We start from the raw sequence: 13,447 nt of genomic DNA on the forward strand, positions 1-13,447 counted from the left end.
GCGGCGCGAGCCTATGCGGCTTCGCCGCCCGTGAGTACTTATTAACCGCGGGACGTTAACAAGTACTCACGGGGCCGGAGGCCATGGTCAGGCGCCGATCGACGCCTTCATCATCGGCAACATGGCCCACAGCTGGTCCTGCCAGTAGCCCCAGCTGTGGGTTCCCGTCGCCGGAAAGTCGTAGTGCGCGGGGATGCCGAGGGTGTCGAGCCGCACCTGGAAGGCACGGTTCTGGGCCAGCGCGATGGCCTCGAGACCCATGCCGGTGCCGACGTTGAAGACGTCGATGGCGGATTGCGGCTGATCGTGCGGGCCGGGGAGGCCGGCGCCCGCCGAGATCCACATCGGCAGCCCGCGCATGAGGGGCGCCGCGACGAACGGGTCGTTGCGGAGCCACGCCGGATCCCACGGCGGGCCCCACATGCAGTCGGAGTTGTAGCCACCGGAGTCGAGCATCGCCAACCGGATCGCCTCACGCATGCCCGGCGCCGACAGGTTCAGATACCCCGACATCGAGCCCGCGAACGTGAACTGGTCGCGGTGGTAGGCGGCGAGGATCAACGCCGCGTTGCCGCCCATCGACAGCCCGGCGATGGCGTTGCTGGTACGGCTGATGCCGTAATTGTTCGCCAGGAAGTCGGGCAGGTTCTGCGTGAGGAACGACTCCCACTTGTACGTGTACGGCTGACCGTTGGTGTTGCTGGGCGCGTACCAGTCCGTGTAGAAGCTGGACTGTCCGCCGACCGGCTCGACGACCGTGATCCCGTGGTCGGACAGCCACGCGGCGTTGGTCTCGTGTTCCCACCCGCTGACGTCGTTGGTCGCGCGGAGGCCGTCGAGCAAATAGAGGGCCTTGTTGCTGCCGTTGTTCGCGAGCCACATCCGCACCTTGATCTGCCCGACCCCGCCGGGGGCGTCGACCCAGTGCTCGCGCAGACGGCTGTACGGGTCGGCGGAGGCCGTTCCGCCGCCGACGAGGACGAACGCCAGCGGCAGGATCACCACGGCAACCATGAGCCGGACGACGCCTCGTAACCAGCCATGTGACGGCTTCGTTGCTGTGCAAATCACGGTTCTGCCTCCTGGTAGTCGTCCCCGGCCAGGTACATACCAGCATCACGGTATTGCGCGCCCCGGAATTCCTGGGCGTTTGCGCAGAATCGTTATCTGACCCGTGAGTACTTGTTAACCGCCCGTGGTTGACAAGTACTCACGGGTCAGACGACGCGGGCGACGGACGTGATGCGGTGGAGGGTGAATCGCCGGACCGCGCCGCTCGCCGGATCGAACGCGTCGAGCTGACCGCCGCCGACACTCACGGGATCGACGATGCGGTGCGTCGCCACGCCCTGCGCGTCGACGTAACCGATCGTTACGCTCGTGCGTTCCCGCGCCGCGGCGTTGAGCAGGGCGATGGTCGCGGCGCTGCTGGCCCGCGACCCGTCGGACCGGACGCTGCCGGACCCCTTGGCCGACGCCGCCAGGTCACCGGCGCGGAGGGTCCGGACGACCGCGTCGAGCTGGGCGTCCGTGGCGACAGCCGGGGTGCGGCCCGCGGGAGCCTTGCGCCGGGTCAGGACCCGGGCGCCGCGGGGGCGCAGGTCGACCAGGGCGCCGGACGAGTCCTCGCCTGCGGGCGCGAAACCGGCCGCCCGCAGTTCGCCCAGCACTTCCCGGAGCGGTGCCTGCGACACCGCCACCGTCGGTGCCAACGCGCGCAGGGCCAGAGATGAAGCCACCGGCGACGCCAGGACCTCCGCGAGCAGTGTGGGGTCCTCGCAGCGGACGAACGACGCCGCGACGCCCGCCCGGAGCCGGCCGTGCCGTCTCGCGACGTCGTCGATCAGATACGACAGCGACTGCGGGACGGGTGTGCGCGACCGGGTCGCGAAGAGGCTGTGCAGTTCGGCTGCCGTCATCCCGACGTCGAGGGCGCGGCGGACGCTGTCTTCGCTGATCCGGTACATCGACGCCGCCCCGGCGGACTCGATGTCCGCGACCAGGGTGATCTGCTCCAGAAGATCGGGGGTCAGCGGGCCGGGGGCGACGACCGTCAGGTCGGCCTGGACGAGGACGTGGTCGACGGGTTCGGGCAGCGACGCGTGCATCTCGGCCTCGGCGTCGCCGCCGTGGAGCAGTGCGCGTCCGGGGGAACTGAGCGCGCCGCGGGCGACGAGTCCGAGCGTCGCGGCCTCGTCGAGGGTGCGTTCCACCGCGTGGACCCGCAGCCGGGCACCCCAGCGGGGGCGACGCCACGCCAGCAGCCGGCTGACCTCCGCGGGATCCGCCGAGTGGCCGCTGCCCAACTCCGCCAGCAGCCCGAGGATCGCCTGCCGGTCGCGCGGCGCGGACGGCGCGCGCACTTCCTCGGACAGGGCGGCGACCGGTTTGTCGTTGGCATCGCGCATGCCGATGAACCACGCCATGCGCGGCAGTTCCAGCCACGCGGCGGCCAGGGCGTGCCACCGCCGGGCGACCGGCGCAGTGAGCCAGTTGTCGACCGCGGTGGTCGGAGCCCAGTAGTTCTCCCCGCTGTCGGACGTCGGGGCCGGGTCCGGGGTGCCGCTCGCGATCAGTCCCGCGGCCGAGAGCAGCTCGACGAGTAGGCTCAGCCGGTTCTCGTCGATGCCGGACGTCTTGGCGATCCGCCGCAGTTCGCGGACACCGAGACCACCTGCCCGCAGCGCAGGCGCCGGCACCTCGCCGAGAGCCTTGACGACGTCCTCGCAGTGACGAACCAGTTCGAGCGCCTCACCTGCCGCGGCGGCGTTGATGTCGGCCGGCTTGTGCTTGCGGCCGGTCACGGTGGGCGCTGCCAGCGACGTGGGGTCGAAGACGGCCTCCCCGCGCAGGACCTGCCGCACCTGGTAGGGCAGTTCGACGGTTTCGTCGTCGATCCACCGCAGCAGCCCGGCGGCGAGGAGCCGCTGGACGGGACGGTCGGGGGGTGTTCCGGGAGCCGCGTCACGCGTCCGTCCGATCGAACTCGACTTCGACAGGGTCTCGAGGATGTCCCGCTCGACGCTCTGCAGTCCGGCCAGCGCGGCCGTGATCCCGGGTTCGTCGAGCGTCTCGACAGGCTCGGCGCTGCGCCCGACCCGCCACGGGATGGTGGCCACGACGGCGGGAACGATACGCAGCGACGTCTTGTCCCCCCAGACGATCCCCACGGACCGCAGGCCGTCCAGCGTCGCGTCGACGGTCTTCTTCGTCGCCCGCGAGCCCACCGCGTCCTGCAGGGTGGCCCGCGGCACGGCGACTTCGTCGGCCCGTTCGAGCGCCAGGAGCTCGAGGATGCCGAAGTCCAGGGACGTCAGGTTGTCGGCCGCGCGGGCCACCGATGCCCGCTGTTCGGCGCGGCCGGCGAGGACGACGATCGTGGCCGGCGGTGGAACCGCCAGGTCGGGGCGTTTGCGAAGCAGATCCGTCAGTTCGGCGTCGCTGCGCGCGGCCAGCCAGTCCGCGAGGGTCGCGGCGCCGCGGGACGAGGCTGCGGTGCCGTTGGTGCTCGCGGTGGTGTCGTCGGTGTCGGTCATCGACTATCAGATTAGAGACCTGGGCTGTACGTCGCCGAATGCTCCTGTCAAAATGGCACCGTGGCTAACAATTCGAAGAAGCAGTACGTGGATCCAGGGTGGCCCGAAACCGCCGATGGAGATAGCGCCGTGACCGAACTGTCGTCGAGCCGTGCGGGCGGATTGTCCCCGTTCGGCGAGGACACCGAGTTCCCGCTGCCGGCGGACTCACTGCCGTACGCGCATCCGCACACCGTGATCAACCGCTGACCCGACGACAGAAGAGGGGCCCTGCACCGGATCGGTGCAGGGCCCCTCTTCTGTGAATTGCGGGGGATTACTGCGGGAGCAGTCCCTTGTTCGCGTCGATGAGCTGCAGGATCTGGGGATCGATCGCGATGCCCTGAGCCTTGACGGCCTCGATCGCGCTGTCGACGGCACCGGCGTACTGCGAGGTGCCGTTGGTGCTGGGGACGCCGCCCGTGAGGTCGGGGAGTGCCGGCGCCGCGGGGGCCTCGGGCACGGTTGCGGGGGCGGTGCGCTGGGTGGGTGCGCTGCTCAGGCCGAGGCTCGAGGAGCAGGACGGCCAAGCGCCCCAGCCCTGGGAGTCGAGGACCTTCTCGGCGACGACGATCTGCTCTTCACGCGAGGCCTGGTTGGCGGTGGCCGCGTACTGGGTTCCACCGTGTGCGTTCCACGTGCTCGGGGAGAACTGGAGTCCGCCCTGGAAGCCGTTTCCGGTGTTGATTCCCCAGTTTCCGCCGGACTCGCACTGCGCGAGGCGGTCCCAGTCGGAGTCGGGTGCCGCGTTCGCGGTGCCCGAGAAGGCTGCTCCGGCGACGCCCATGATGGCGCCGGTGACGGCGACCTTGGCGACGGTGCGGCCGGTGGTGGTGGGCTTGCGATGGCGTCCGCTCATAGTGGTCGAGATCCTCTCCACACGCGCCTGCGAGGTCAGCTGTCGGGTTCGGGCTGAGAGGTCGCCCGGCCTCGCCTCTCCTGGCTGGAGAGGGTCTGGCTTCACCCCAAGATCCGAGTGTGCGAGGCACATTCGGACCGGTGTCCGTCTGAGAACTTGCGTTCCCTGGAGGACTTTGGGTCCCCCGTCCTCGTCCCTGGAATGCTTCGTCGGGACTCCGGTACCCGCGGGACGAGGCTTGGCGCGGCGGGCCGGATGTGGCCGATGTTTCCTCGGCCGGTGACGACGGTAACGGTCCGAGGCCGCAGTGTCACCATTTGATAACGCGGAGTGTCTTCGCCTGTTGCGGGGCCTCATTGGGCGCGCAGGGACTCTTCCCAGCTAGTGGCGACAAGACGTCCGTATCGCCGAGCCGTTGCCCTTCCGTTACCGAGCCGTTATGTGAGGAAGCTCACATCACTGGGGAGCGTCGACGATGTCCTTGCCGAGGGGCATGAGCGAGATGGGGATCATCTTGAGATTTGCGACCGCGAGCGGGATACCGATGATCGTGATCGCCATGGCGATTGCCGTCACGACGTGCCCGATCGCGAGCCACAGACCAGCGATGACGAACCAGATGACGTTGCCGATCAGCGAGGCCACACCGGCCGTCGGCTTGTCGACCACCGTCTTGCCGAACGGCCACAGTGCGTAGACGCCGACCCGGAACGACGCGATGCCGAACGGGATCGTAATGATCAGGATGCAGCAGAGGATTCCGGCGACGAAGTACCCCAGCGCCAGCCACAGACCGCCGAAGATCAGCCAGATGATGTTGAGCAGAATTCTCATGATCGTCCCATCGGTCGGTGGTCGGATGTGTCAGCGCGAGCGTCGGCCCTGCCTCAGTGCCGCGACGATTCCGAGAAGGAAGCCGCTCGGGCACGCCAGGGCGATGAGATAGAGAACGAGGCCCGGTTCGGAATCGGAGAGCACCGGGGTCAGGAAGATCGCCACGATCGCGACGAAGCCGATCGCGAAGAGGGCGAGTGCGACGCGCAGGAGTCCGTCGCCCCTCCGGGGTGTCTGAGGAGTGCTCGAAGGAGTCGGTTCGTGGGCCACACCAGCAACGATAGTGCCTGGAAACCCGGATGCCGGAGGGGGTCTGTCCAAGGTAGACTGTGGGCACTGCGCGTCCCGCACCAGAGGTGGGGCGCGCTGTTTTGCATACCAAGTGCAACCAACTGCACTCCAAGTGATGAGCGGGTGAACGCGGTGCCGACCGGCAAGGTGAAGTGGTACGACGTCGAAAAGGGCTTCGGCTTTCTGTCGCAGGAAGAAGGGGAGGACGTCTATGTGCGTTCGTCCGCTCTTCCCGAGGGCGTCGAGGGCCTCAAGGCCGGCCAGCGTGTCGAGTTCGGCATGGCCGCCGGTCGACGCGGCCCCCAGGCTCTGAGCCTGAAGGTGCTCGACCCGGCGCCGTCGCTGCGTCAGAACGCCGCGCGCAAGGAGCCGTCCGCCAAGAAGCACACGCCGGACGAACTCCACGGCATGGTCGAGGACATGATCACGCTGCTCGAGGCGAAGGTCCAGCCCGACCTGCGCAAGGGCAAGTACCCGGACCGCAAGACCGCCCAGCGCATCTCCGAGGTGGTCCGCGCCGTCGCGCGCGAGCTCGACAGCTGATTCGACGAACGACGAGAAGGGCCTCCGCGCATCGGTGCGCGGAGGCCCTTCTCGTGTGAGCGGCTCGGTCAGGCCGTCTTGATCGACCAGGCGGCCCGCGCCTGCGTGAGCCCCTGCTCGTCGATGACGGCGGACGGCAACTGGATCTCGACGCCTGCCAGCTGCAGGTCCTCCGACGACGGCACGGTCACGGCGCGGGTCTCACCGGCACGGTGAGCCTGTTGCTGGACGACGACCTGCCCCGATGCGTCCTGGTACACGACGAGCATGCGCCACGGTGCATCGACGATCTCCTGCGGCAGCGACAGCTGCAGCGAGGAGCCGGGGGGCACGTCGAGTTCGGCGAGGTCGCCGGTCGTGCAGTCCTCGAGATACAGGTTGCAGTACGCCAGCGGGGGGATCTGCTCGGCCCGGTTGTGCGCGAAGGCGGTGATCTCGGGCAGGCGGGGCGAGGAATTGCGGATGAGCGCGTACATGACTCCGACGAAGGCCACCAGGACCACCATCAGGCCCACCGCAATCAGTGCCAGGATCTTCTTGGTTCGCGCCTGCATTCTCACTTACTTCACATTTCCTGTCGATCGGTCGGCCCGGTGGGTCGAGTGGGGCTCGGACACTTCTTGTTCGGCCAGGTCGGGACGTTTTCCGCCGAGCCCGGGCAGGAGGGTGCTCCCGCGGTACGTGAGGACGGTCTGGACGAGGCCGATGGTCATGACGGCAGAGACGACGGAGAACCCGATCCAGTATTCAGTGGGCAGCAGGACGCCCAGCGCGCCACCCACGACCCAGCTCAGCTGTAGAACCGTCTCCGATCTACCGAATCCGGACGCGATCGATTCCTCGGGCAGGTCGTGCTGCAACGACGCGTCCAGCGACACCTTGGCCAGGGCGCTGGCCGCCGACGCGACGAGGGTGGCCAGGGCGGCGGTCAGCAGGTTGTCGGTGATCGCGGCGAGGACGGCGATGACCCACACGGCACCCGTGCAGCGCAGCACGATGAGGGCGGGACGGCCGAGCTTGATCCGGGCACCCGCGGCGTTGCCGGTGAAGTTGCCGATGCCGGCGGCGGCGCCGACCAGACCGAGCATCGCGGCCTGCACCAGCGGCTCGTGGTCGGTCCTCGACTTCGCGACGAACGCGATGTACAGCGTGAGGAACCCGGTGAGCACGCGGATGGTGCTGTTGCCCCACAACCCGGTGATGACCGCGCGGCCCAGCGGTTGCCTGCGTTTACCGGATTTCGCCGTGGCCGCGGCCTCGGGTTGCAGCACGCGGGTGCGTCCCAGCACCTCGGTGGGGTGCTCGTCGCCGTGATACGTGAGGGTGGCGGGGACCTCGCCCTCGGTGACCTCCACCCACGACGGGATCCGCATGCTGAGGTACGCACCGAGGGCGGTGATGACCGCCGCCAGCCACAGCGCGCCGACGGATCCGGTGGCCATGGCGAGACCACCCGCGAGGGCGCCGGCACCGATGGTTCCGCCGAGCAGTCCGAACACGGTGAGCCGGGAGTTGACTCGCACCAGGTCGATCTCCGGTGGCAGCACACGTGGTGTGACCGCGCTCTTGAGCACCGAGAAGGACTTGCTGAGCACCATCATTCCGAGCGCGGCCGGATACAGCACCCAGCTGTCGAAGTTGAAGACGAGGACGATCGCCAGGATCGTCCGGAGACCGAACGACGTGGCCAGTGCGACGCGACGGCCGTGCTGAAGCCGGTCGAGCATCGGACCGATCAGTGGAGCGATGACGGCGAACGGGGCGATGGTGATCAGAAGGTACAGCGCGACCTTCGTCTTGTCTTCGCCCGTCGCGGCCGAGAAGAACAGTGTGTTCGCCAGGGCGACGGCAATGGCCGCGTCGGTCGCGTTGTTGGCCATCACCGCGTAGGTGAGCGCGGTGAGCCCCGACTTGTCCGCACCGTCCGCCTTGGCCGCGCGATGGAACGTCGCGATGCCCTTGTTGGTGAGTTCCCGGCTGCGCATTGCCGCGACCCGGGTGACGGTGAGTTTGCGCGGCATCGGCGGCGCCTTGGGGGCGTCGGCCCGCTCCTCGTCGGAACGGGGACGCTGCCCGCCGCCGACCGGATGGAGGGGTGGGAGCGGTGTGCGTCGACCTCCCGAACGTGCGGCGGGCGGGTATTTGTCGTAGCCGGGATGAACGGGGGGCCCGGAATTCTCGTCAGGAGCCCGACCGCCGTCAGGCTCGTAGGGTTCGCGCGGTCCGGTCACTCCCTAATTCTGTCCTAGTCGGGAGACATGCGACCACAGCAACCCCGGCCAATGCTGGTCAGATCGGCCTGTCAGGGAACGAACCGCACCTCGAACATGCGCGGCCAGTACTTTCCGGTGACGAGGAAGCGGTCCGTTCCCGGGATCTGGGCGATGCCGTTGAGGACGTCGACGTCCCGCGGGCCGGGCGGAAGGGCGTCGCGGACGGCGGAGGCGTCGATCTCCGCGGTGACCCGCCCGTCCGAGGGATGGATGCGGACGAGGGTGTCGGTGGTCCAGACGTTCGCGTAGATCGCACCGTCGTCCGCGCATTCGAGTTCGTTGAGGCCGGCCAGCGGGCTTCCGTCCTGCACCGCCTGCACGGTGCGCCGGGGTTCGAACGTGACCGGGTCGCGGAACGTGAGGGTGGGTGAGCCGTCACTGGTGACGAGCGCGTCGGGCACTGCGCAGATGCCCCACCCTTCGCCGTCGAACGGGACACGCCGCTGTTCGGCGAGTGTCGCGCGATCCCGGGCGACGGCCACCCCGTCACGCCACGTCAGCTGCCAGATCGTGTCGCCGCTCACCGTGATGCCCTCGCCGAACAGGGGAGACGGCAATTCGGCACGCATCCGGACGGTGCCGCTGTCGAGGTCGGTGGCCTGCACCCAGGACTCGCCGGGCCGGCCGGTGCCCTCGAGCAACTCGGTGCCGTCGATCTCGAGTCCCTGGGTGAACGCATTCGGGTCGTGGTCGAGGGTGCGGACGATCTCCACGTGAAGGTCCGCGTCGGACGCGTCCGCCGCCACGGGACTCTCCGGGGAGCACGCGGTGACCATCCACGCCACCGCGAGCAGGGCTGGGACGAGGTGCCTCCGGCCGGTCATCGGACCAGCATGACAGCCCAGGTGGGCACGCACTTGCGGTGGTGCGGCAAACTGGTGGTGTGAGTGTTGCTTCTTCCGACGAGCGCGCAGTGGCGCGTCCCGTACTGACCGACGCCGTCGAGCTCGCCCGAACCGCCTTGGTCGAACTGCAGGAAGGGGGAGTCGGCGACTACCTGGGCGTCACGTCCGAGGACGCGTGCGCCGCGACTCACCGTTTCGTTGCGGACCTTCCGGGCTACCGGGGCTGGCAGTGGGCGGTGGTGGTGGCTGCCGATCCCGAAGCGGACCATGCCACCGTCAGCGAACTCGCCCTCCTCCCCGGACCCGATGCGCTGGTCGCACCCGAATGGATCCCGTGGGACCAGCGCATCCGCCCCGGCGACCTGTCCGCGGGCGATCTGCTGGCACCGCCGGCCGGTGACCCCCGCCTGGTCCCGGGCTATATGGCGACGGGTGACCCCGAGATCGACGAGACCGCCCTCGAACTCGGCCTGGGCCGCAAGCAGGTGATGAGCCTCGAAGGCCGCGTCGACGCTGCCGAACGCTGGCACGACGGCGACTACGGCCCCGATTCCGAGATGGCCAAGGCCGCGCCGTCGACGTGCGGGCTGTGCGGCTTCTACCTCCCGCTCGCCGGTTCGCTGCACGCGTCGTTCGGGGTGTGCGGCAACGAGATGGCCGCCGACGGGCACGTGGTCGACGCGACCTACGGTTGCGGTGCCCACTCCGACACCCTGCTGCCTTCGGGTGCCGGTTCGCCGCAATTCGACGCCTACGACGACGGCGCCGTCGAGGTCGTCGAGCGGGCCGTCGCCGAGACGGACACCGAGGCCGAATCCGAGTCGCGGCCCGAGCCCGAAGCCGTTGCCGAGGTCACCGAGGCCGAGGAATCCGCATCGACCAGCTAGCCGATCCTTTCGGCACCGCCGCCCTGAGGGATTCGACGCTTCTGGCGTGGCGAACGTCCCCGACCCGTCTGCGGGAGGACGCGGCGGCCGAATCCGATCTGGCGCGCGCCGGCTACCGCGACCGGCTCCTCACCGAGCTCGCGCAGAACGCCGCCGACGCCGCCGCCCGCGCCGAAGTACCCGGTGAGCTGTCCGTGCAACTCGACGGCCGCGTCCTGAGCGTGTCCAACACGGGCACCCCGCTGGACGAGCCCGGAGTCCAGGCGCTGGTCGCGTTGCGGGCGTCGAACAAGTCCGGGACGACCGTCGGCCGCTACGGCGTCGGCTTCACGGCGGTGCTGTCGGTGAGCGACGAGGTCGAACTGCGGTCGACGTCCGGTTCGGTGCTGTTCTCCGGGGAACGGACGAGGTCGGAACTCCGGGAACTCGACGGTGCGGACCCGGGAGCGGACGTGCCTGCCCTGCGGCTGGCGTGGCCGACGGAGAACCGCCCGGCCGCAGGCGCGGCCTCGGAAGTCGTATTGACGCTGCGCGAGGACGTGGACGGTGAGTCGCTGCTCGCCTACATGGCCCGCGAGGCACCCGACCTCCTGCTCGAACTCCCGGCACTCGTCTCGATCACCGTGGGCGACAAGCAGTTCCGTAGACGCGAACGACCACTCGATTCCGGGTTGACCGAGGTCGCGATCGGCGACGACCGCTGGTGGCAGTACGAGTCCGGGCGGGCACGCTGGCTCGTCCCGGTGCGCGACGGCGTCGTCTCACCCGTGACGGAGGACGTCCTGCGCGCCCCCACACGGTCGGACGAGGAACTGTCGATACCCGCGATCCTCGTCGCGGACATCGCCATGCAACCCGACCGCAGGCGCATCCTGCCCGGCGCGTCGACCGCCGAGTTGGCGTCCGGATACGCCGAGTTCGTGGCCGCGGTGCCGCCCGAGCAGCGACTGTCGCTGGTTCCCGTTCCCGCGTTCGCACGCAGCGAGGTGGACTCGGCGTTGCGGGACCATCTCGTCACCGAACTGCGGGAGCAGCCCTGGCTGCCGACTGTCGGTGGCACGAACAAGGCCCCGGTTCGGGCGTCCGTGGTCCCCGGGCTCACCGAGGAACTCGCCGAACTCCTCACCGAGATCGTCGACGGCCTCGTCGTCCCGGATCTGTCCGGGCCGCGCTGGGCGCCCGCGCTGGCCGCCGTCGACGCCCACCGCCTCGGCCTGGCGCGCCTCACCGAACTTCTCAGTGGCATCGAGCGGACACCATCCTGGTGGCAGCGCCTGTACGCGGCGCTCGAACCGCTGGCCGTCGACGCCCTCGCGGCGGAGGAACTGGCGTCGATCCCGGTTCCGCTGTCCGACGGCCGCACGGTGACCGGTCCGCGAACGGTGTTGCTGGGGCACGACATCGACGGCGTCCTGGGGGTCGACTGGACGCGGCTCGTCCACCCGGATGCCGCGCACCCGCTACTGTCGCGGCTCGGCGCGAAGACCGCCACGGCCGTCGACCTGCTCTCGGATCCGGCGTTGCGGGCCGAGATCGAGGACCTCGACCCCGACGACGCGGCGGCGGCAGAAGAACTGTCGACCGCGGTGCTCGCACTCGCCGGGCGCGTCGACCCCGGCACCCTGCCGTCGTGGCTCGGCCAGCTGCCCCTGCCGGATGTCGACGGGGAGTTGCGCGGTGCGGACGAATTGCTGTTGCCCGGTGCGCCTCTCGCCGACGTCCTGGTGGACGACTCACCGTTCACGTGCGTCGACGCCGCGTTCGCCGAGCGGGTGGGGGAGGACGCCCTCCGCGCCGTGGGTGTCGGCTGGGGTTTCACCGTGCTGCGCACCGAACTCCCCACCGGCCCCGATCACGACCTCGACGACGAGGACCGCTGGTGGGACACGCTCGACGACGACCCCGACGAGATCGGGGCGGTGCGCGACCTGGACCTGGTGGACGAGGACCGCTGGCCGCAGGCGCTGACGATGCTCGCCCGGGACCCGTCGACGCGTCCGCTGCTCGCCGACCGCGCCGGGTACACGGCCTGGTGGCTGCGTCACAACGCGGAGTTGGACCGTCAGGTGCTCGGTCTGCTCCGCGATCCCACCGACGAGACGTTCGCCGGACTGCTCGACCCCGTCGAGCACCCGGAATCCGCCGTGTTCGCGGCGGCCCTGGCGCCGTCGACGGTCGACTCTCCCGAACTCGCGCAGCTACTCCTGGATCGACTGGCCGATCCGGACCGCGAACCGAGCCCGGCGGTGATCGCGCGGGCGCACAGCCTGCTCGCGGCCGCCGCGGCCGCCCATCTTCTCGACCTCGAGGAACTTCACCTGCCCGAACACGTGCGCGGCCTGACGGGCGCACTCGTCGACCCCGGCGACGCCCTGGTGCTGGACGCACCGTGGCTGGCCGCCGCGGTGCCGCGCGAGCGCCTGGTGGTGGGAAGCCTGGACACCGCCGAGGCTCTCGCCGATCTGCTGGACCTCCCCCTCGCGTCCGCGGCGATCCGCGGCACCGTCACCGGTTCCGGCCGTGAATCCTCATGGGACCGCGAACCCGCCGCCGTGCTCGCCTTCGCCGCACTCGGCCGCGACCTGCCGCACGGTCCCGTCGTCGTCCATCCCCGGCTCACGGTGAAGCTCACGGGCGCGGTCGACACCGAGATCGCGGTCCCGTGGTGGGTGGACGAGCAGGGAACCCCCCATTGCTCCGAGTCGTGGGCCGAAGGCACGTGGGGCGCCGCCGGTGTCGTTTGACCAGAGCGTGCTCGACAGTGCCGTCGGAGAGCGCGCACCGTGGTTGATCGACGTCGTCACCGTCGTCACGCACAGCGGCGGAACGGTCGCGGCCTGGATCGTGTCCACCGTCCTGACGATCGCCCTCCTGCTCCGGGACCGTCGGCGCGAAGCCGTCCTCGTGGCCGGCGCGATGCTGTCGGGCCTGGCCGTGATGACCACGCTCAAGAACCTGTTCGAGCGGCACCGCCCGCCACTGCCGGATCGGCTGGTGGAGATCTCGACGTTCTCGTTCCCGTCCGGGCACGCGATGATGACCGCGATCCTCGCGAGCGTTCTCGTCGCCGTGACCCTCCGGGTGGTGCTGGTGGGGTACGTCCGAATCGCGCTGGTCGTGCTGCTGGTGCTGTACACGCTGGCGGTGGGGCTGTCGCGCGTCTACCTCGCCGCGCACTGGATGACCGACGTCCTCGCCGGGTGGGCGTTCGGCGCGTTCTGGGCGGCCTTCTGGATCCTGCTGACCCGCACCCGGCCCCGCCGAACCCTGACCTCGAGCGAGATCTAGAGCAGTCCCTGCTGTGTCACCAGAGCAGTCCCTGCTGTGTCACAAGAGCAGT

13 protein-coding genes, 1 pseudogene and 1 riboswitch are annotated in these 13,447 nt (G+C 69.6%); of the genes and pseudogenes, 5 read left to right on the plus strand and 9 right to left on the minus strand.

The genetic code is table 11. The annotated features are described in order from the left end of the window. Positions 1 to 87: 87 nt before the first annotated feature. Together HGB39_RS18875 and HGB39_RS18880 are read right to left on the minus strand one after the other, a co-directional pair. Positions 88 to 1,071, minus strand: a complete 984-nt coding sequence (locus HGB39_RS18875; protein ID WP_240482885.1) for an alpha/beta hydrolase — start codon at positions 1,069 to 1,071, stop codon at positions 88 to 90. A 146-nt stretch (positions 1,072 to 1,217) separates the two neighbouring features. Then, positions 1,218 to 3,536, minus strand: a complete 2,319-nt coding sequence (locus HGB39_RS18880) for a helicase-associated domain-containing protein (RefSeq protein WP_064080133.1) — start codon at positions 3,534 to 3,536, stop codon at positions 1,218 to 1,220. A 60-nt stretch (positions 3,537 to 3,596) separates the two neighbouring features. On the opposite strand from HGB39_RS18880, the gene HGB39_RS18885 reads away from it, so the two are divergent. Beyond that, on the plus strand, positions 3,597 to 3,785 hold the full coding sequence (locus HGB39_RS18885) for a hypothetical protein (protein WP_025431899.1): 189 nt from the start codon (positions 3,597 to 3,599) through the stop codon (positions 3,783 to 3,785). A 67-nt stretch (positions 3,786 to 3,852) separates the two neighbouring features. Here HGB39_RS18885 and HGB39_RS18890 read toward each other — a convergent pair whose 3' ends face one another. From HGB39_RS18890 to HGB39_RS18900, 3 genes are all read right to left on the minus strand, one after another. Next, positions 3,853 to 4,434, minus strand: coding sequence for a transglycosylase family protein (locus HGB39_RS18890; protein ID WP_005570332.1), 582 nt, complete (start codon positions 4,432 to 4,434; stop codon positions 3,853 to 3,855). A gap of 8 nt (positions 4,435 to 4,442) precedes the next feature. After that, a riboswitch (cyclic di-AMP (ydaO/yuaA leader) is annotated at positions 4,443 to 4,656 on the minus strand. A 234-nt stretch (positions 4,657 to 4,890) separates the two neighbouring features. Next, the gene (locus HGB39_RS18895) at positions 4,891 to 5,268 is read right to left on the minus strand and encodes a YccF domain-containing protein (RefSeq protein WP_005244158.1); all 378 of its coding nucleotides are present in this window, start codon (positions 5,266 to 5,268) and stop codon (positions 4,891 to 4,893) included. Positions 5,269 to 5,298: 30 nt separating this feature from the next. Then, on the minus strand, positions 5,299 to 5,538 hold the full coding sequence (locus HGB39_RS18900) for a hypothetical protein (RefSeq protein WP_005572756.1): 240 nt from the start codon (positions 5,536 to 5,538) through the stop codon (positions 5,299 to 5,301). 153 nt (positions 5,539 to 5,691) lie between these two features. On the opposite strand from HGB39_RS18900, the gene HGB39_RS18905 reads away from it, so the two are divergent. Continuing rightward, positions 5,692 to 6,102 (plus strand): cold-shock protein, encoded by a 411-nt coding sequence (locus HGB39_RS18905; RefSeq protein WP_005255275.1) that lies wholly within the window; start codon positions 5,692 to 5,694, stop codon positions 6,100 to 6,102. Positions 6,103 to 6,170: 68 nt separating this feature from the next. On the opposite strand, the gene HGB39_RS18910 is transcribed toward HGB39_RS18905, so the two are convergent. From HGB39_RS18910 to HGB39_RS18920, 3 genes are all read right to left on the minus strand, one after another. Then, on the minus strand, positions 6,171 to 6,656 hold the full coding sequence (locus HGB39_RS18910; RefSeq protein ID WP_005572753.1) for a DUF2771 domain-containing protein: 486 nt from the start codon (positions 6,654 to 6,656) through the stop codon (positions 6,171 to 6,173). A gap of 6 nt (positions 6,657 to 6,662) precedes the next feature. Then, positions 6,663 to 8,333, minus strand: a complete 1,671-nt coding sequence (locus HGB39_RS18915; RefSeq protein ID WP_043793363.1) for an MFS transporter — start codon at positions 8,331 to 8,333, stop codon at positions 6,663 to 6,665. 71 nt (positions 8,334 to 8,404) lie between these two features. Beyond that, on the minus strand, positions 8,405 to 9,199 hold the full coding sequence (locus HGB39_RS18920) for a glutaminyl-peptide cyclotransferase (RefSeq protein ID WP_005572751.1): 795 nt from the start codon (positions 9,197 to 9,199) through the stop codon (positions 8,405 to 8,407). Between the two features lie 38 nt (positions 9,200 to 9,237). Here HGB39_RS18920 and HGB39_RS18925 point away from each other — a divergent pair, with 38 nt between their 5' ends. Continuing rightward, the gene (locus HGB39_RS18925; protein ID WP_039952938.1) at positions 9,238 to 10,107 is read left to right on the plus strand and encodes a DUF3027 domain-containing protein; all 870 of its coding nucleotides are present in this window, start codon (positions 9,238 to 9,240) and stop codon (positions 10,105 to 10,107) included. On the opposite strand, the gene HGB39_RS40605 is transcribed toward HGB39_RS18925, so the two are convergent. Beyond that, the gene (locus HGB39_RS40605; protein WP_005255286.1) at positions 10,104 to 10,307 is read right to left on the minus strand and encodes a hypothetical protein; all 204 of its coding nucleotides are present in this window, start codon (positions 10,305 to 10,307) and stop codon (positions 10,104 to 10,106) included. The genes HGB39_RS18925 and HGB39_RS40605 overlap by 4 nt on opposite strands. Here HGB39_RS40605 and HGB39_RS18930 point away from each other — a divergent pair. Together HGB39_RS18930 and HGB39_RS18935 are read left to right on the plus strand one after the other, a co-directional pair. Continuing rightward, positions 10,284 to 12,851 (plus strand): annotated as a pseudogene (locus tag HGB39_RS18930) (ATP-binding protein); the annotation flags it as partial. The gene HGB39_RS40605 and the pseudogene HGB39_RS18930 sit on opposite strands and share 24 nt — an antisense overlap. Beyond that, positions 12,841 to 13,395, plus strand: a complete 555-nt coding sequence (locus tag HGB39_RS18935) for a phosphatase PAP2 family protein (RefSeq protein WP_005561570.1) — start codon at positions 12,841 to 12,843, stop codon at positions 13,393 to 13,395. The pseudogene HGB39_RS18930 and the gene HGB39_RS18935, both read left to right, overlap by 11 nt. Positions 13,396 to 13,447 lie beyond the last annotated feature (52 nt).

The organism is Rhodococcus opacus (assembly GCF_012396235.1).
Lineage (GTDB): Bacteria > Actinomycetota > Actinomycetes > Mycobacteriales > Mycobacteriaceae > Rhodococcus_F > Rhodococcus_F opacus.